Origin of the sequence: Streptomyces lincolnensis (assembly GCF_021173675.1) — a bacterium.
GTDB classification, from domain to species: Bacteria; Actinomycetota; Actinomycetes; order Streptomycetales; family Streptomycetaceae; genus Streptomyces; species Streptomyces lincolnensis_B.
Genome location: NZ_JAIHON010000007.1, coordinates 94,302 through 110,970, shown reverse-complemented (window position 1 = coordinate 110,970; position 16,669 = coordinate 94,302). Strand labels below are relative to the sequence as shown.

At 72.0% G+C, this 16,669-nt stretch carries 17 protein-coding genes; 10 read left to right on the top strand and 7 right to left on the bottom strand.

The annotated features are described in order from the left end of the window. Nucleotides 1–4: 4 nt before the first annotated feature. Together K4B79_RS21455 and K4B79_RS21450 are read left to right on the top strand one after the other, a co-directional pair. Nucleotides 5–2,065, top strand: a complete 2,061-nt coding sequence (locus tag K4B79_RS21455) for a D-(-)-3-hydroxybutyrate oligomer hydrolase (RefSeq protein ID WP_232028454.1) — start codon at nt 5–7, stop codon at nt 2,063–2,065. A 439-nt stretch (nt 2,066–2,504) separates the two neighbouring features. Further along, nucleotides 2,505–3,509, top strand: a complete 1,005-nt coding sequence (locus K4B79_RS21450; protein WP_232028453.1) for a substrate-binding domain-containing protein — start codon at nt 2,505–2,507, stop codon at nt 3,507–3,509. 69 nt (nt 3,510–3,578) lie between these two features. Here K4B79_RS21450 and K4B79_RS21445 read toward each other — a convergent pair whose 3' ends face one another. Continuing rightward, nucleotides 3,579–4,580, bottom strand: coding sequence for a LacI family DNA-binding transcriptional regulator (locus tag K4B79_RS21445; protein WP_232028893.1), 1,002 nt, complete (start codon nt 4,578–4,580; stop codon nt 3,579–3,581). Between the two features lie 220 nt (nt 4,581–4,800). Between K4B79_RS21445 and K4B79_RS21440 the strand changes: the two genes are divergently transcribed. The 5 genes from K4B79_RS21440 to K4B79_RS21420 are packed head-to-tail and all read left to right on the top strand — an operon-like array spanning nt 4,801 to nt 9,329. Further along, entirely contained in the window at nt 4,801–5,199 is a 399-nt protein-coding gene (locus tag K4B79_RS21440) for a hypothetical protein (RefSeq protein ID WP_232028452.1), read from the top strand. A 9-nt stretch (nt 5,200–5,208) separates the two neighbouring features. Next, entirely contained in the window at nt 5,209–6,642 is a 1,434-nt protein-coding gene (locus tag K4B79_RS21435) for a sugar porter family MFS transporter (RefSeq protein WP_232028451.1), read from the top strand. A 15-nt stretch (nt 6,643–6,657) separates the two neighbouring features. Next, a complete protein-coding gene (locus K4B79_RS21430) occupies nt 6,658–7,674 on the top strand; it encodes a Gfo/Idh/MocA family oxidoreductase (RefSeq protein WP_232028450.1) in 1,017 nt (338 codons plus the stop codon). Further along, nucleotides 7,671–8,540, top strand: a complete 870-nt coding sequence (locus tag K4B79_RS21425; RefSeq protein ID WP_232028449.1) for a sugar phosphate isomerase/epimerase family protein — start codon at nt 7,671–7,673, stop codon at nt 8,538–8,540. Before K4B79_RS21430 ends, K4B79_RS21425 begins: the two co-directional genes overlap by 4 nt. Nucleotides 8,541–8,594: 54 nt before the next feature. Next, on the top strand, nt 8,595–9,329 hold the full coding sequence (locus K4B79_RS21420) for a maleylpyruvate isomerase family mycothiol-dependent enzyme (protein WP_232028448.1): 735 nt from the start codon (nt 8,595–8,597) through the stop codon (nt 9,327–9,329). 9 nt (nt 9,330–9,338) lie between these two features. Here K4B79_RS21420 and K4B79_RS21415 read toward each other — a convergent pair whose 3' ends face one another. Then, nucleotides 9,339–9,719 carry a MarR family winged helix-turn-helix transcriptional regulator gene (locus K4B79_RS21415; RefSeq protein ID WP_232028447.1) on the bottom strand — a complete coding sequence of 127 codons (381 nt, stop codon included), beginning with the start codon at nt 9,717–9,719 and terminating at the stop codon, nt 9,339–9,341. A gap of 86 nt (nt 9,720–9,805) precedes the next feature. Between K4B79_RS21415 and K4B79_RS21410 the strand changes: the two genes are divergently transcribed. Together K4B79_RS21410 and K4B79_RS21405 are read left to right on the top strand one after the other, a co-directional pair. Next, nucleotides 9,806–11,299: an MFS transporter gene (locus K4B79_RS21410; protein ID WP_232028446.1), complete on the top strand. Its 1,494-nt coding sequence runs from the start codon at nt 9,806–9,808 to the stop codon at nt 11,297–11,299. Nucleotides 11,300–11,379: 80 nt separating this feature from the next. Further along, nucleotides 11,380–11,667 carry a DUF6332 family protein gene (locus tag K4B79_RS21405; protein WP_232028445.1) on the top strand — a complete coding sequence of 96 codons (288 nt, stop codon included), beginning with the start codon at nt 11,380–11,382 and terminating at the stop codon, nt 11,665–11,667. Here the strand turns inward: K4B79_RS21405 and K4B79_RS21400 are convergent. From K4B79_RS21400 to K4B79_RS21380, 5 genes are read right to left on the bottom strand one after another with little or no spacing between them, the layout of a single operon-like run. Continuing rightward, the gene (locus K4B79_RS21400) at nt 11,628–12,293 is read right to left on the bottom strand and encodes a response regulator transcription factor (protein ID WP_232028444.1); all 666 of its coding nucleotides are present in this window, start codon (nt 12,291–12,293) and stop codon (nt 11,628–11,630) included. The genes K4B79_RS21405 and K4B79_RS21400 overlap by 40 nt on opposite strands. After that, nucleotides 12,290–13,528 (bottom strand): sensor histidine kinase, encoded by a 1,239-nt coding sequence (locus tag K4B79_RS21395; protein WP_232028443.1) that lies wholly within the window; start codon nt 13,526–13,528, stop codon nt 12,290–12,292. Before K4B79_RS21395 ends, K4B79_RS21400 begins: the two co-directional genes overlap by 4 nt. A 52-nt stretch (nt 13,529–13,580) precedes the next feature. Continuing rightward, nucleotides 13,581–14,429, bottom strand: a complete 849-nt coding sequence (locus tag K4B79_RS21390) for an MMPL family transporter (protein ID WP_232028892.1) — start codon at nt 14,427–14,429, stop codon at nt 13,581–13,583. Beyond that, nucleotides 14,354–15,733 carry an MMPL family transporter gene (locus K4B79_RS21385; RefSeq protein WP_232028442.1) on the bottom strand — a complete coding sequence of 460 codons (1,380 nt, stop codon included), beginning with the start codon at nt 15,731–15,733 and terminating at the stop codon, nt 14,354–14,356. Before K4B79_RS21385 ends, K4B79_RS21390 begins: the two co-directional genes overlap by 76 nt. Nucleotides 15,734–15,747: 14 nt before the next feature. Continuing rightward, nucleotides 15,748–15,897 (bottom strand): hypothetical protein, encoded by a 150-nt coding sequence (locus K4B79_RS21380; protein WP_232028441.1) that lies wholly within the window; start codon nt 15,895–15,897, stop codon nt 15,748–15,750. Here K4B79_RS21380 and K4B79_RS21375 point away from each other — a divergent pair. Then, the gene (locus K4B79_RS21375) at nt 15,884–16,669 is read left to right on the top strand and encodes an AfsR/SARP family transcriptional regulator (protein WP_232028440.1); all 786 of its coding nucleotides are present in this window, start codon (nt 15,884–15,886) and stop codon (nt 16,667–16,669) included. The genes K4B79_RS21380 and K4B79_RS21375 overlap by 14 nt on opposite strands.

The window sequence follows — 16,669 nt, the reverse complement described above, 5'->3', positions numbered from 1 at the left end:
CCTGATGCGCACCGGACTTGCCCTGTTCCTCGCCATCACCGCGGCCGTCACCACCCTCCCCGCGACAGCCCACACCGCCCGTCCGAGTTCTCATGTCCCGTCGTACATCGATGAGTTGACCTCCATCCGCTACGACGACGGCCAGGGCGACGACCTCCTCACCGGCGGCCTCGGCTTCGCCGGCCTGCGCGCCGCCACCCCACCCCCGTACGCGGACCCCGACCACCCCACCGCCGCCGAACTGCGCCGCCGCGCGCTGTGGGCGTCGGCGGGCCTGTCCGCCGGAGACGGCGGCGGCCTGGGGCGGCTGTACGGCGCGAACGTCGACCGCGGACGGCCCGTGCCGGGCGACGGCAAGGCGGCCGGTGTCGAGTACCGCGCGACGGCGGACCGCACCGGCATCGTCGTCCAGATCCCCGACGCCTTCGACCGGGCCCGCCCCTGCGTGGTCGCCGCGCCCGCGACCGGCCTGGCGGGCGTCTACAGCACGGCCGGTTCGGCCGGAGCGTGGGCCCTGCACCGCCGCTGCGCCGTCGCCTACACCGACAAGGGCATGGGCCCGGCCTTCGAGGACCTGCACTCCGGCACGGTCATGTCCTACGACGGGACCACGGGCCCGCGCGCGAGCATCGGCGACCGCGCCGCGTTCGACGCGGGCCTGAGCGAGGAGGAACGCGCCCGGTTCGACACCCAACGCCCCTACCGGGTGGCGTCCAAGACGGCCCACGGCGGAGCGAACCCGCAGGCCGGCTGGGGCCGTGACGTGCTGCGTTCGGTGGAGCTGACCCTCGCCCTGCTCAACCGCGACCGCCGCGCCGGAGCCCCACCCGGCGGCTACACCCCGGCCACCACGACGGTCATCGCCACCGGCGTCTCCAACGGCGGCGGCGCGGCGATCGCGGCGGGCGAGGAGGACCACGGCGGGCTCCTCGACGCGGTCGTCGCCTCGGAGCCGCAGCTGAACCTGGCCCCGCTCCGGGGCGTCCGGGTCCTGGAGGGCGACCGCCTGATCCGGTCGGCGGGCCTGCCCCTGCTCCGGTACGGCGCTCTAGCCTCGCTGCTCCAGCCGTGCGCCGCGCTCACGGAACCCACCGCGCCCGGCTACGCGGCCCTGGACACCGACGCGGCCCGGCGCCGCTGCACCGCCCTGGTCGGGGACGACCCGCGCCTCATCACCCGCCGTGCCGCGGCCCGGGCCGGCACGGCCGGACTGCCCCGACTCGCACAAGAGGCCCTGGTCCGGGCGGGATTCCAGCCGCAGTCGGCCTATCTCCAGGTCGCGCACTACGACCCGCAGACCCCGGCCTCGTACGCCATGAGCTTCGCCCGCGCCTCGGTGACCGACTCGCTGTGCGGATACGGCTGGGCCCGCACCGACGGCGACGGCAGGCCGGCCCCGTACACCGCGGCCGAACTGGCGGGCGCGTTCGTCACCAACGCGGGCCGCGCCCCCGCCCCCGGTGTCCTCATCGACGAGAACTCACCCGGCGGTCCCGTCGCCGACACCAGGTCCCGCGGCGCCGACGGCCGCCACGACTACAACCTGCGCGGCGAACGCTGTGTGCTCCGCCTCGCCTTCCCCCGGCCCGACGCCCCGCCCGCCGAACGCGCCTGGGCCCGCCGTGTCACCGCCGGCCTGGACGCCACCCGCCGCACCGGCGACCTGCACGGCACCCCCACCCTCGTCGTCCAGGGCCGCGACGACACCCGCGTCCCCGTCAACCACAGCTCACGCCCCTACCTGGGCCTCAACTCCCGCACCGGACACGGTGAGATGAGGTACGTCGAGATCACCCACGCCCACCACTCCGACTCCACGCAACCCGGCTGGGACACCCGCTACATACCCCTCGGCCACTACTACCAGCAGGCCCTGGACCTGATGTGGGACCACCTCCGCCACGGCACCGGCCTCCCACCCAGCCAGGTCGTCCACACCACTCCCCGGGGCGGCATCCCTGGCCGGGCACCCGCCCTCACGCCCGCTCACGTCCCGCCCATGACCACCACACCGCCCGCCGACGACCGCATCGAGGTGAGCGCCGGAACGGTCCGGGTCCCGTAGCGATCGACGGCCCCGCGCTCCAGAAACAGCAGCGCTCCGGCCTGCTCGTCCAGCCACAGCCGATGTCGGTGCCCACTCCGGCGTCGGCCGGACATGCTCATCCGGGCGGTCACGGTCCTTGTCGAAACGTCATGACAAACCGATTGACAAGCCTGGAGAGCGGTCTCATAGTACCTGCTACTAGAGCGCGCTAATGACGCGCTCTAGTAGCTCATCGCAACGCAGGCGGTCGCACCCATGACCGCTTCCGCGCGACCGCTTCCCTGCAACCGCTTCCGCGCGACCGCTCCCCCTGACCGCCCCCACGGCGCACCGCCGTCACCACGGCATCGGCGACCGCGGGCCGTCGGCACCGTCGGCCGCTCCCCCACCGCGACACGGATCCCGACGAGCACGAGCACAAGCACGACCCCAACGAGCACAGTGAGGTGCGAGGGACATGCACAGACACCATCGGACCGCGGCCCTGACCGCCACCGTCCTGGCGGGCGCCCTGTTCGCCGCCGGCTGTTCCAGCGGCTCCGGCGGCAAGAAGGCCGAGGAGGGCGGAGCCGCCGTCTCCGCGGGCAGGGCCGACACCCCGCGCATGACGGTGGCCATGGTCACGCACGCCGCCCCCGGTGACACCTTCTGGGACCTCATCCGCAAGGGCGCCGCGGCGGCTGCCGCCAAGGACAACATCAAGCTCGTCTACTCCAGCGACCCCAGCGCCGGCAACCAGGCCAACCTGGTGCAGAACGCGATCGACCAGAAGGTCGACGGCATCGCGCTCACCGCCGCCAAACCGGAGGCCATGAAGGACGTGGTGGCCAAGGCCGAGGCGGCCGGCATCCCGGTCGTCGGCTTCAACTCCGGCGTCGGCGCCTGGAAGGAACTCGGCATGCTCGAGTACTTCGGGCAGGACGAGAACATCGCGGGCCAGGCCTTCGGTGAACGGCTGAACCGGCTCGGCGCCCGGCACGCCCTGTGCGTCATCCAGGAGCAGGGACAGGTCGCCCTGGAATCCCGTTGCGCCGGTCTCGAGCAGGGCTTCAGCGGCAGGACCGACATCCTCTACGTCAACGGCACCGACATGCCGTCCGTGAAGTCGACGATCACCGCCAAGCTCAAGCAGGACTCCTCCATCGACCAGGTCGTCACCCTGGGCGCCCCGATCGCCCTGACGGCGGTGCAGTCGCTCGGCGACGCGGGGTCCAAGGCCAAGATCGCCACCTTCGACCTCAACAAGGAGCTGGTGAAGGCCGTCCAGAACGGCACGATCCAGTTCGCCGTGGACCAACAGCCCTACCTCCAGGGCTACTTGGCCGTGGACGCGCTGTGGCTGTACAAGACCAACGGCAACTTCAGCGGCGGCGGCACCGCGCCCGTGCTCACCGGACCGGCGTTCATCACCAACGACAACGTCGATGCGGTGGCCGAGTTCGCGGCCAAGGGAACCCGGTAGCCGTTCTCCCGCCGCCTCCTGCCTGCCCAGTGCCCCGGAACCGTCCGTCCGGCCCCTCGAAGACCGCGCTCAGGCCGACGTTTCCGGGGCAGGTCCGCTGCTCCCCCGCACCACCAGCTTGGGGTCCAGCACCGCCTCCCGCGGCTCCGACTCCGGGTCCCGCAACCGCTCCACGGCGAACCGCACCGCGTGTTCCGCCATCAACCCCGCGTCCTGACGGACAGTCGTCAGCCCGATCGGCATGAGATGGGAGAGGTGGCTGTCGTCGTACCCGACCACGGACAGGTCACGCGGCACCTCCACCCCGGACCGCGTCAGCGCCATCAACAGGCCCATGGCACATCGGTCGTTGCCCGCCAGGACCGCTGTCGGCAAGGACTGCCCCCGGTCCCGCTCGGCGAGCAGCAGGCGGCCGGTTTCGATACCGGACTCCTCGGTGTGCGCCCCGGGAATGACCCGCGCCTCGGCCTCCAGCCCGTGCCGACGCATCGAGGCCCGGTACGAACGCCGCCGCTCGGCCGACCCGGGACCGCGCCCGCCGTCGACGTGCACGATCCGGCGGTGCCCCAACTCCACCAGGTGGTCCATCGCCTGCCGCACACCCTTGCCCTCGGCGCTGTGCACGAAGTCCACCCGGGCCCCGGGAACGCGTCGGCTCACCGAGACGGTGACCGCCCGCTTCCCCAGCTCGTCGAGATAGCCGGGCTCCGCGTCCGGGCCGAGCAGGATCAGCGCCTCGCACCGGTGCCCGAGCAGCGCCTCCACGGCCTTCTCCTCGCTGCGCCCCTGAGCGGCCGCGGAGAGCAGCACGTCGTAGCCGAGGCGTTCCGCCTCCGGATAGATGCCCTCGATGAGGTCCGTGTGGAAGGTCTGGTGCACGGTGAACATCACGCCGATGGTGCGGCTGCGACCGCGCGCCAGCAGCCGGGCCGCACTGTCGGGCCGGTAGCCGATCTCGTCGGCCACCCGGAGCACCCGCTGCCGGGTCTCCTCGCTCGCCCCCGGCTGGTTGCGGAACACGATCGAGACGAGCGCCCGGGAGACGCCCGCCTTCGCGGCGACGTCCGCCATCGTGGGCCGCTGCTTGCCCGATGCATCCACCTGTGACCCACCCTTCGACGGAGCCCACCCTGGGCCGGCCGAGAGATGCCTCGGCAACAAGGTATTGACATGACATTTGGACAGGGGTCATCGTACTCGCACTAGAGCGCGCTAGTAGCGCGCGGCAGCGAAAGGGATTCCACTCCCCCACCCTCAACCGACCCCCGTCCCCTTCCCCCAAGGACACTCCATGGCAACGGCGCCACCGACCCCGCCCCGCACCACCGCGGGCAACCTGTACCTGGGATCCGCCCCCGACTCCTGGGGGATCTGGTTCCCCGAGGACGAGCACCAGGTGTCGTACACCCGCTTCCTCGACGAGCTCGCGCAGGCCGGGTACACGTGGCTGGAGCTCGGCCCCTACGGCTACCTCCCCACCGACCCGCGCGTGTCGCCCTCGGCCGGTGTGCCGGACCCCGCCGGTGTGGTCGCCGAACTCTCCGAGCTGGACGCCGAGTTGTTCGTCATCGTCGAGCAGGACCTGTACCCGTGCGCTCCCGAGGCACCGCCGCCCGTCGCGATCGGTACGCGTGAGCATCCGACCGGCTGCGGCCTGTCGGGTACCCGACGCCCGATCATCAACCGGTAGGAGGCGGCCATGGATGTCAGGGACGACGCGGCGCAGGCCCCCGTTCCGGCCCCGCCCGCCGCGGACGCGGCATGCCGGAAGGTCTCACGGCGGCTGCGGCTCATCACCGTCATCGCCACCTTCGGCGGACTGCTCTTCGGCTACGACACGGGCGTGATCAACGGCGCTCTGCCGTACATGACCGACGACCTCGGTCTGACGCCCTTCACCGAGGGCATGGTCACCAGTTCGCTGCTGCTGGGTGCCGCCCTGGGCGCGGTCACCGGCGGGCGGCTGTCCGACGCGCGGGGCCGCCGCCGGACGATTCTCGTCCTGGCCGTGGTGTTCTTCGTCGGCGCGCTCGGCTGCACGCTCGCGCCGAACACCGCGGTCATGGTGGTGGCCCGCTTCGTGCTCGGTCTCGCGGTCGGCGGCGCCTCGGTGACCGTCCCGGTCTACCTCGCCGAGGTGTCCCCCGCCGAGCGGCGCGGCGCGCTGGTCACCCGCAACGAACTCATGATCGTCAGCGGGCAGTTGCTCGCCTTCACCTCCAACGCGGCCATCGCCCGGGTGGGCGGTGAGTCCGGCGGGGTGTGGCGCTGGATGCTGGTGATCGCCACGATCCCGGCCGTGGTGCTGTGGTTCGGCATGCTGGTCATGCCGGAGAGCCCGCGCTGGCTGGCCTCCAGGACCCGCTTCACCGAAGCCCTGGACGTGCTCAAGCAGGTGCGCTCGCGGCAGCGGGCCGAGGCCGAGCTCGCCGAGGTGTCCGCGCTCGCCGTCAAGGAGGAGCGGGAGAAGCTCGGCGGCTGGCAGGACATGCGGTCCACGCCGTGGGTGCGCAGGCTGATGTTCGTCGGCTTCGGCATCGCGATCGTGCAGCAGATCACCGGCGTCAACACGATCATGTACTACGGCACCCAGATCCTGGAGGACGCCGGCTTCACCTCGGACACCGCGCTCACGGCGAACATCGCCAACGGCGTCATCTCGGTGCTGGCCACCTTCGTCGGCATCTGGCTGCTGGGCCGGGTCGCCCGCCGACCGATGCTGATGACCGGTCAGATCGGCACCACCGCCGCCCTGTTGTGCATCGGCGTCTTCTCCCTCGCGCTGCCCTCGGGCGACGCCCGCGCCTACGCCGTGCTCGCCATGACCGTCACCTTCCTCGCCTTCCAGCAGGGTGCGATCTCGCCGGTGACCTGGCTGATGCTGTCGGAGATCTTCCCGATGCGGATGCGCGGCTTCGGGATGGGCGTCGCGGCCGTGGTGCTGTGGCTGACCAATTTCGTGATCGGGCTGGTCTTCCCGTCCCTGGTCGACGGGATCGGGGTCCCCAACACGTTCTTCCTCTTCGTGGTGGCGGGTGTCCTCTCGCTCACCTTCGTGAAGCTCTACGTCCCCGAGACCAAGGGCCGCACCCTCGAAACCCTCGAAGCCGAACTCCGGGCGCGCTTCTCCTAGTGAGGACTCCGAACCATGACTGTACGTGTAGGAGTGATCGGCGCCGGCTGGATCGGCCACGAGCACATCCGGCGCCTCACCCACACCGTCACCGGTGCCCGGGTCACCGCGGTCACCGACATCGACACCGCCCGCGCGGCGGAGGCGGCGGCCCCGGTCGGCGCGCGGGTGCTGCCCGACGGCGCGTCCCTGATCGCGGCGGACGACGTCGACGCCGTCCTCGTGACCTCGTGGGGACCCACCCACGCCGAGCACGTGCTGGCCGCGACAGCCGCCGGCAAACCGGTGTTCTGCGAGAAGCCGCTGGCCACCACGGCTCAGGACTGCCTGCGGATCGTCGAGGCCGAGTCGGCGCACGGCCGCCGGCTGGTCCAGGTCGGCTTCATGCGCCGCTACGACGCCGGCTACCGCCAGATGAAGCAGGTCATCGACTCGGGCCGGATCGGTGAGCCGCTGATCGTGCACTGCGCCCACCGCAACCCGACCGTCCCCAAGTCGTACACCTCCTCCATGGCGGCCCTGGACACGGCCGTGCACGAGGTGGACGTGCTGCGCTGGCTGCTGGACGACGAGATCGTCTCCACCCAGGTGATCACCCCGCGCGCCACGAGCAGGCGGTTCGCCCACCTCAAGGACCCACAGATCATGCTCTTCGAGACCGCGAAGGGCGTCCGCATCGATCTGGAGGTCTTCGTCAACTGCCGGTACGGCTACGACATCCAGTGCGAGGCGGTCGGGGAGGAAGGCCTCGTACGACTGCCCGACCCGGCCACCGTGGGTGTGCGGACCGCCGGCCGGCACAGCACCGAGGTGCTCACGGACTGGGTGGGTCGTTTCGCGGACGCCTTCGACACCGAGTTCCGCGAGTGGATCGCGAACCTCGCGGCCGGCCGGGAACCCACCGGCCCCTCGGCCTGGGACGGCTACGCCGCCACCGTCATCACCGCCGCGACCGTCGAGGCCCTGGAGTCGGGCCGCGTCGTCGCCACCGACCTCAAGCCCCGCCCGTCCTTCTACGGAGGTGCCGCGTGAAGATCGCCCTCGACCCGTACATGTTCCGCGCCCTGTCCATCGATGACATGGTGCGCACGGTCGCCGAACTCGGCTACGAGTACATCGAGTTGTCGCCCCGCGACGACTTCATGCCGTTCTTCCTGCACCCGAGGGCGGACGACGGGCGGATCGCGGAGCTGAAGAACTCCCTGCGCACGCACGGCGTCCAGCTCTCCTCCGTACTGCCGCTGTACAGGTGGTCCTCGCCCGACGAGACCGAGCGGCAGGCCGCCGTCCGCTACTGGAAGCGGATGATCGAGATCACCGCGGATCTCGCATGTCCCTTGATGAACAGCGAGTTCAACGGCCGCCCCGAGCGTGCCGCCGAGAGCGAGGCGGCGTTCTGGCGGTCGTTGGAGGAGCTGCTCCCGCTGTTCGAGCGCGAAGGCATCGCTCTGAACCTGGAGGCCCACCCGAACGACTTCTGCGAGGAGAACACCCCCGCGGTCGACCTGGTCCGCGCGATCGACAAGCCCTGGGTGAACTACCTCTACTGCGCCCCGCACTCCTTCCACCTCTCGGGCGCCTCGCAGGTGGGCGCCGACATCGCGGCGATGATGCGCTACGCCGGCGACAAGCTCCGGCACGTCCACATCGCCGACTCCTTCAACCACAAGGGCTCCTCCGGCCTGCGCTACATCCTGAACCCGCCCGGCACCACCGCCCGCATCCACCAGCACCTCGACATCGACCAGGGCGAGGTCGACTGGAACGCCTTCTTCGGCACCCTGCGCGAGCTGGACTTCGACGGCGTCGCCACCGCCTGCGTCTTCGCCTGGGAGGAACGCGCCCGCGAGTCCTCGTCCTTCATGCTCGACCGCATCACCAAGGAACTCGCCGCATAGACATCGCCCTGGACGGTTCCCCTTGGAGTCCGCTCCATCCGGCACACTCCCCCCATGGAGACTGCTGAGTTCCTGTCGATCCTGGACCGGGAGGGCCGGCTGCTGGTGGCGGCCGCCGAGGAGGCCGGCACCGGCGCGAAGGTGCCGACGTGTCCGGGATGGCAGGTGACGGATCTGCTGCGGCACACGGGGGCGGTGCACCGTTGGGCGGCGGGGTTCGTCGCCGAGGGGTACGGCGCCCGCCGCCCCATGGAGGAGCCGCCGGGCCTCGACGGGGCCGAGCTTCTCGACTGGTACCGGCACGCGCACGCGCACCTCGTCGGCACCCTGCGCGGCGCGCCGGCCGATGTCGCGTGCTGGTACTTCCTGCCGGCGCCGTCACCGCTGGCGTTCTGGGCGCGGCGGCAGGCGCACGAGACGGCGGTGCACCGGTTCGACGCGGAGGCGGCCAGGGGTGGTACGCCGAGCGGGATCGCCGGGGACTTCGCGGCGGACGGTGTCGACGAGTTGCTGCGCGGCTTCCACGCCCGTGCCAGGAGCCGGGTGCGCAGCGCGGAGCCGAGGGTGCTGCGGGTGCGGGCGACGGATGTGGAGGGTGCCGTGTGGACCGTCCGGCTGACGTCGGAGCCGCCCGCCGCCGAGCGGGGCGAGACCGCGGACGCCGACTGCGAGGTGTCCGGGCCCGCCTCGCAGGTGTACCTGTCGCTGTGGAACCGGGTGCCGTTCCCCGCCGTCACCGGTGACGCGTCGCTCGCCGAACTGTGGCGCGAGACCTCGGGGGTGGGGTGACCGGGGGAATCAGCCCGAGGCCAGCATCCGCGTGAGCACCTCGCGCTGCACCGGCAGTACGTCGCCGTGCAGCGCGCGCCCCTTCTCCGTGAGCGAGACCCGCACGCCCCGCCGGTCCTCGGGGCACATGCAGCGTTCCAGGAGCCCGTCCTTCTCCAGGCGGGCGATCAGCCGCGAGAGGGCACTCTGACTGAGGTGGACCCGCTCGGAGATCTCCTGGACGCGATAGTCGCACGCGTCACCGGCCAGCACGTCCAGCACCTCGAAGTCGCTGGCACACAGGCCGTGTTGATGCAGGGCACGGTCCAGTTCGCACTGGGTGCGCGCGTGCAGCGCCAGCATTTCCCGCCACTGTTCCGCGAGCGTGCGCTCGGCCTTCTTCGCCGCCATGGAGCGCACCGTAGCAGAGAAACCAGTTTATTGCATTGGAATTAAATGCGTTTGCATTCGATGCATACGCATGTAGCCTCTCCGGCATGACCTCTCCGCTCACCACTTCCGCGGACCGCTCCTCGACGGTCCGCTGGACTCCCCGGCTGTGGGGCACCCTCCTGGTGCTCTGCGCCGCGATGTTCCTGGACGCGCTGGACGTGTCGATGGTCGGCGTCGCCCTGCCGTCCATCGGCTCCGACCTCGGCCTGTCCACCTCGACGCTGCAATGGATCGTCAGCGGCTACATCCTCGGCTACGGCGGCCTGCTGCTCCTCGGTGGACGGACCGCCGACCTCCTCGGCCGCCGTCAGGTCTTCCTGATCGCCCTGGGTGTCTTCGCGCTCGCCTCGCTGCTCGGCGGGCTCGTCGACTCCGGGCCGCTGCTGATAGCCAGCCGCTTCATCAAGGGCCTGAGCGCGGCCTTCACCGCACCGGCGGGCCTGTCGATCATCACCACGACCTTCCCCGAGGGCCCGCTGCGCAACCGCGCCCTGTCCATCTACACCACCTGCGCCGCCACCGGCTTCTCCATGGGCCTGGTCCTGTCCGGCCTGCTCACCGAGGCCAGCTGGCGCCTGACCATGCTGCTGCCCGCGCCCATCGCCCTGATCGCCCTGATCGCCGGTCTGAAGCTGCTGCCGCGCAGCGCCCGCGAGAAGGACCACAACGGCTACGACATCCCCGGCGCCGTCCTCGGCACCGCCTCGATGCTGCTGCTGGTCTTCACCGTCGTCCAGGCTCCGGAGGTCGGCTGGACCTCGGCCCGCACCCTGCTGTCCTTCCTCGCCGTGGCCGTCCTGCTGACGGTTTTCGTCCTGGTCGAGCGGCGCTCCGCGGGCCCGCTGATCCGGCTCGGCGTGCTGCGCTCCGGCATCCAGATCCGCGCCCAGCTCGGCGCGATGTTCTTCTTCGGGTCGTACATCGGCTTCCAGTTCCTGGTCACCCTGTACATGCAGTCGCTGCTCGGCTGGTCGGCTCTGCACACCGCGCTGGCCTTCCTGCCCGCGGGCGCGCTGGTGGCGTTGTCCGCGACGAAGATGGGCTCGATCGTCGACCGGTTCGGCACCCAGCGGCTGCTCCCGGTGGGCTTCGGGCTGATGGTCGTCGGATACGCCCTGTTCCTGCAGGTCGACCTCGACCCGGTGTACGCCGCCGTGATCCTGCCGTCGATGCTCCTCATCGGCGCCGCCTGCGCGCTGGTCTTCCCCTCGCTCAACATCCAGGCCACCAACGGCGTCGACGACCACGAGCAGGGCATGGTCTCCGGTCTGCTGAACACCTCGGTCCAGGTCGGCGGGGCGATCTTCCTGGCCATCGTGACCGCGGTGGTGACCGCGGGCGCCCCCGAGAACGCCACCCCGCAGGCCGTCCTCGACAGCTACCGGCCCGGACTCGTCGTGGTCACCGCCGTCGCCGCCGCCGGACTGCTGATCACCCTCACGGGACTGCGCGCCGCGCGCCGCCCGCAGCAGTCCGTCGTGGTCGCCAGGTCCACCGCCCAGGAGGAGGAGACGGAGCGCGTACCCGTACGCGACTAGGAGGGGACGTCTCCTGACACCGTGTGCCCGGCGGAGCCGCTTGCTTGCTCCGCCGGGCACACGCCTGTGAGACTCGCAGGATGGAGACTTACGGGGGACGGCGCGGTCAGGCCGAACGGGACGCGATCACCGTCGAGATCGGGTACGCGCTGGTCAGCGCGGTGTTCCTGGCGGCGGTGTGCTTCGGGGCGGTGGCCGGTCCGGCGCTGCTGTTCGACCTGCCGCGCACGCTGGAGCTCGTGCTGCTGCGCGTCGGCATGGTGGTGGCGCCCGTCCTCTTCGCCGCGCGGGTGATCAGCGTGCTGGTGCGGTTCCGCGAGGAGCGTCCTCAGCCCAGCCAGCCCGGCCGCACCAACCCCGACTCGTAGGCCAGCACGACGAGTTGGGCCCGGTCCCGGGCGCCCAGCTTGACCATCGTGCGGCTGACGTGGGTCTTGGCGGTGAGCGGGCTGACCACCAGGCGGCGGGCGATCTCCTCGTTGGACAGACCGATGCCGACCAGGGCCATCACCTCCCGTTCCCGCTCGGTGAGTTCGGCCAGCGCGTCCCCGGCCGCCGGCTCCTTGGAGCGGGCGGCGAACTCGGCGATCAGCCGGCGCGTCACCCCGGGTGAGAGCAGCGCGTCGCCGCCGACCACCGACCGTACGGCGCGCAGGAGTTCCTCGGGTTCGGTGTCCTTGACCAGGAAGCCGGAGGCGCCCGAGCGGATCGCCTCGAAGACGTACTCGTCGAGTTCGAAGGTGGTCAGCATGACCACCTTGACCTGCCCGAGCGCGGTGTCCTCGGTGATGCGCCGGGTGGCGGCCAGTCCGTCGAGCAGCGGCATACGGATGTCCATCAGGACGACATCGGGGCGCAGTTCACGCACCGCGCGCACGGCCTGCTCGCCGTCGGCGGCCTCCCCGGCCACCTCGATGTCCGGCTGCGCGTCGAGCAGCGCCCGGAAGCCGGCCCGCACCAGTGACTGGTCGTCGGCGAGCAGTACACGGATCACCGGTCGTCCCCCTCGGCCTTGACGTTCAACGGCAGTACGGCCAGCACCCGGAACCCTCCGTCGGCGCGCGGACCGGCCTCGATCGTGCCACCCAGCGCGGCCGCCCGCTCCCGCATTCCGGCCAGACCGTTGCCGCTGCCGCCCGCGTCGGCGCCGGTCGCGGGTCCGTCGTCGTCGATCCGCAGCCGGAGCGTGGTCCCGTCGGCCCGGTCGAGCCGCACGCGCGCGTTCCGCGATCCGGAGTGCCGTACGACGTTGGTCAGTGCTTCCTGGACGATACGGAAGGCCGCGAGGTCGGTGCCGGGCGCGAGGCGGGGCGGGTCGCCCTCGACGTCGACGGTGAGGCCCGCGCCCGCCGCCTGCTGCACCAGCTCGGGCAGCCGGTCGAGGCCGGGCGCGGGCGCGCGCGGCGCGTCGCCCGGTGTGCGCAGCGTGTCGAGGACCTGGCGGACCTCGCCGAGCGCCTCCTTGCTGGCAGCCTTGATGGTGGTGAGCGCGGTGCGGGCCTGTTCGGGGTCGGTGTCCAGGAGCGCGAGGCCGACGCCCGCCTGCACGTTGATGACGGAGATGCTGTGCGCGAGCACGTCGTGCAGTTCGCGGGCCATGCGCAGCCGCTCCTCGTCGGCCCGCCGCCGGGCCGCCTGCGCCCGCTCGGCCCGCTCGCGGACCCACTGCTCACGGCGGGTGCGGGCCAGCTCCGACACGGCCAGGATCGCCACCATCCAGGTGACGACCACGACCTCCGCGCCCCAGGAGGCCGCGTCGTCGCCGGACGGCGGCAGCCACCGGTACAGCCAGTGAGCGACCAGCACGTGTCCGGCCCACAGCATCCCCACCGCCGCCCAGGCGGCCCGGCGCCGCCCTGTGACCACAGCGCTGAAGCAAGCGAGGGCGACGGCCAGGAAGATCGGCCCGTACGGGTATCCGGCGCCGAGATAGAGCATGGCGGCGGCGGACGTGCCGAAGACGACCAGGACCGGGTTCCGGTGCCGCCACAGCAGCAGGAGCGATCCGGCGAGGAGCAGCAGCCGGGCGAAGGGATCGAGGGCGGCCCGCTCGTCGATCTGCTGTTCGGCCGCGTAGTTCGACCCGCCCATCACGAAGAGCGTCAGCAGCACGGTGGACAGCCAGGGCCACCGGGTGCTCCGGTCCACCTCGTCCCCGCCCGTCAGCCACGGCGGGCTGTGCCGCCACCACCGGGGCGGACCGCTCCCGCCCACCTGCCGCTCGTCCATACCGGCCACGCTAGACGCCCCGGGCCCGGCCGGCGTCCGCCCGGCGAGGTGATCACACGTACTCCCCGCGAAGTACGTCGACCCCCGCGCCGGGCTCCTTCACTCGCAGCCTGCGCAGCGGCCGCGGCGCCCACCAGTTCGCCCGTCCCGCCAGTCGCATCGTCACCGGGAGCAGCACGACGCGGATGAGGGTGGCGTCGACCAGGATCGTCAGGGCCGTGCCGATGCCGAGTTCCTTGAGGAAGACGACGCCGCCGGTGGCGTACGACAGGAAGGACAGCGCGAGGATCCCGGCCGCGGCGGTGATCAGCGGGGCGCTGCGCCGGATGCCCTCGGCGACCGCCCGCTCGGTGTCGCCGGTCCGGTCGTGCTCCTCCTTGATCCGTGCCAGCAGGAAGACCTCGTAGTCCATGGACAGGCCGTAGGCCACGCAGAACATCAGCACCGGGATGCTCGGCTCGATCGACCCGGTGGGGGTGAAGCCGAGCAGCCCGGACAGGTGGCCGTCCTGGAAGACCCACACCAGGCAGCCGAACATCACGGACAGGCTCAGCAGGTTGAGCACGGTCGCCTTCAGGGGCAGCAGCACGCTGCCGGTCATCAGGAAGAGGATCACGTACGTCGCCCCCAGCACGAGCCCGACGGCGAGCGGCAGCCGGTCCAGGAGCGTGGCGCGGAAGTCGGTGGTCTCGCCCGGGTAACCGCCGACGAGGGCGGTGGCGGGGGCCGGGGTGTCCCGGATGCGGTCGACGAGGGCGGGGACGTCGTCGTACAGGGCCTGCTGGGTGGGTACGACGGCCAGGCGCGCTCGGCCGTCGGGGGCCGTCAGCCGGTCCTGGCCGGGGGCGCCGGTGTACCGGCCGTCCTGGTAGCGGCCGTCGGGGGCGTCGACCTGGAAGATGCCGGGGATACGGGAGAGCCGGGCGGCGTAGGCACCGGTGTCGGCGGGTTCGGCGAGCACGATCTGGACGGTGTCGGTGGGCTCGGCGGCGAACTCGCGGTGGATGGTCTCGGAGGTGGTGCGCGCGGAGGTGCCCGCGGGCAGGGTGCGTTCGTCGGGGAGGCCGAAGCGCAGGCCGAGCACGGGTGAGGCGGCGACGAGGAGGACGGTGAGGACGCCGGCGCCGGCCAGGAGGGGGCGGCGCATGGCCGCGAGGGCGGTGCGGTGCCAGAAGCCGGAGGCCGGCGCGGTGGGGCGCTCGACCCGGTGGCCCAGCGGGCCAGCGCGGCCGGCAGCAGGATCACCGCGCCGCCGATCGCGCTGAGCACGACGAGCACTCCGGCGTACGCGAACGAGCTGAGGAAGAAGAACGGGAACACCAGCAGCGCGCACAGCGACACGGCGACCGTCACCCCGCTGAAGACCACCGTGCGGCCGGCCACGGCCGTCGCCCGGACCACGGCCTGCTGCTGGGCGTGTCCGGCCGCGCGTTCCTCGCGGTAGCGGTTGATGACGAACAGGCTGTAGTCGACGCCCAGTCCGAGACCGAGGACGAGCGCGATGTTCGCGGCGAATGTCGAGACCTCGGTGACCTGCGCGATCGCCCGCAGCCCGGCGAGCGTGGCCACGACGGACAGCAGTCCCACGGCGATCGTCAGCAGGGCGGCCGTGGTGCGCCGGTAGACGAGGATCAGCAGGAGCAGGACGGCGGGCAGGGCGAACGCCTCCGCGCGCAGGAAATCGCTGCGGGCCTCCTGTCCGACCTGCCGCGAGATCTCCTCCTGGCCGCCGACCCGGACGTCGAGATCGGCGGTGGTGCGGGTCAACCGCGGGGACAGCGTGACGAGTTCCTCGCGGGTCTCGGTGGCGGTGCCTTCGAGGCGGGCGAGGATCAGGGCGTGGCGCCCGTCCTCGCCGCGCAGGGCGGGGCTGTCGGCGTCCCAGTAGGAGGTGACGTCGGTGACGAGCGGCAACCGCCCCACTTCCGCGGCGAGTTCGCGGCCGGCGCGCTCGGTGCGCGAGCTGTCCACGTCACCGTCCCCGGCCGTGACGAGCAAGGCCAGATTGGGGTTGCCGGTGCCGAAGTCGTCGCGCAACAGGTCGCCGGCCCGCACCGATTCGGTGCCCGGCGCGCTCCAGCGCGAGAGGTCGAGGTCGTCCTGCGCACCGGCGCCGTACACGCCGAGGCCGATGAACAGGAGCAGCACGCCGATCAATACGGCACGGCTGTACCGCACGGCCAGTCGGCCGAGGCGGGTGAGCATGGGCGGACCCTTCGTCAGGAGATCGGGACGGGCACCCGGGGTGCCGCCGCCCACCGTCCGCCCGTCCGCTGGAAGACCCGCTGGAAGATCCACTGGAAGACGGCGTCCGGGTTAGTCTCGATCCCATGGGCGAGGGGGAGGGCCGAGGCGATGGCTGAGCGCACGAGCGGGGCGTCCCACGCCCTGCGCATGGAGCTGCTGGGACCGCTGCGCGCCCTGCGCGACGGCGTGGAGATCCCCCTCGGCCCGCCGAAGCAGCGCGCGATCCTCGCGGTCCTGCTCCTCCAGGAGGGGCGCCCGCTGTCCTACGACGGTCTGGTCGAGGCCGTGTGGGGCGGCGCACCGCCCGTCCATGTGCGCAACCTCGTGCAGAAGTACGTCTCAGGGCTGCGCCGGGCGCTCCGGGACGGGCCGGAGCTGTCGTGGACCGGTGCCGGATACCGGCTCACCGGCGTGCGGGCGGACGACCTTCACGAGCGGCGCCTGCTGGTGGACGAGGCGCTGGCGGCACGGGACGCCGGGGAGTGGGAGCGGGCGGGTGAACTCGTCGACCGGGCGGAGGAGTTGTGGCGCGGGGAGTTCGCCGAGGGCCTGCGGGCGCCGTACCTGGCGGCGGAGCGGCTGCGCTGGACGGAGAAGCGGATCACCGTCCTGGAGGCGCGCCTGGCCGGGGCGATCGAACTGGGCCGCTCCTTCGAGTACGTCCATGAACTGGTCCGGCTCGTCGCGGTCCACCCCTTGCGGGAACGCCTCGTCGAGCTGCTGATGCTCGCCCTGTGCCGCACCGGCCGCCCCACGGACGCGCTCGCCGCCTACGAGTCCGCACGGCGACGCCTGGCCGAGGCGATGGGCACGGACCCCGGCCCCGCACTCCGCTCCCTGCACGAACGGATCCTGCACCAGGACCCGATCCTGCTGCCGCTGCCGGTGCCCTAG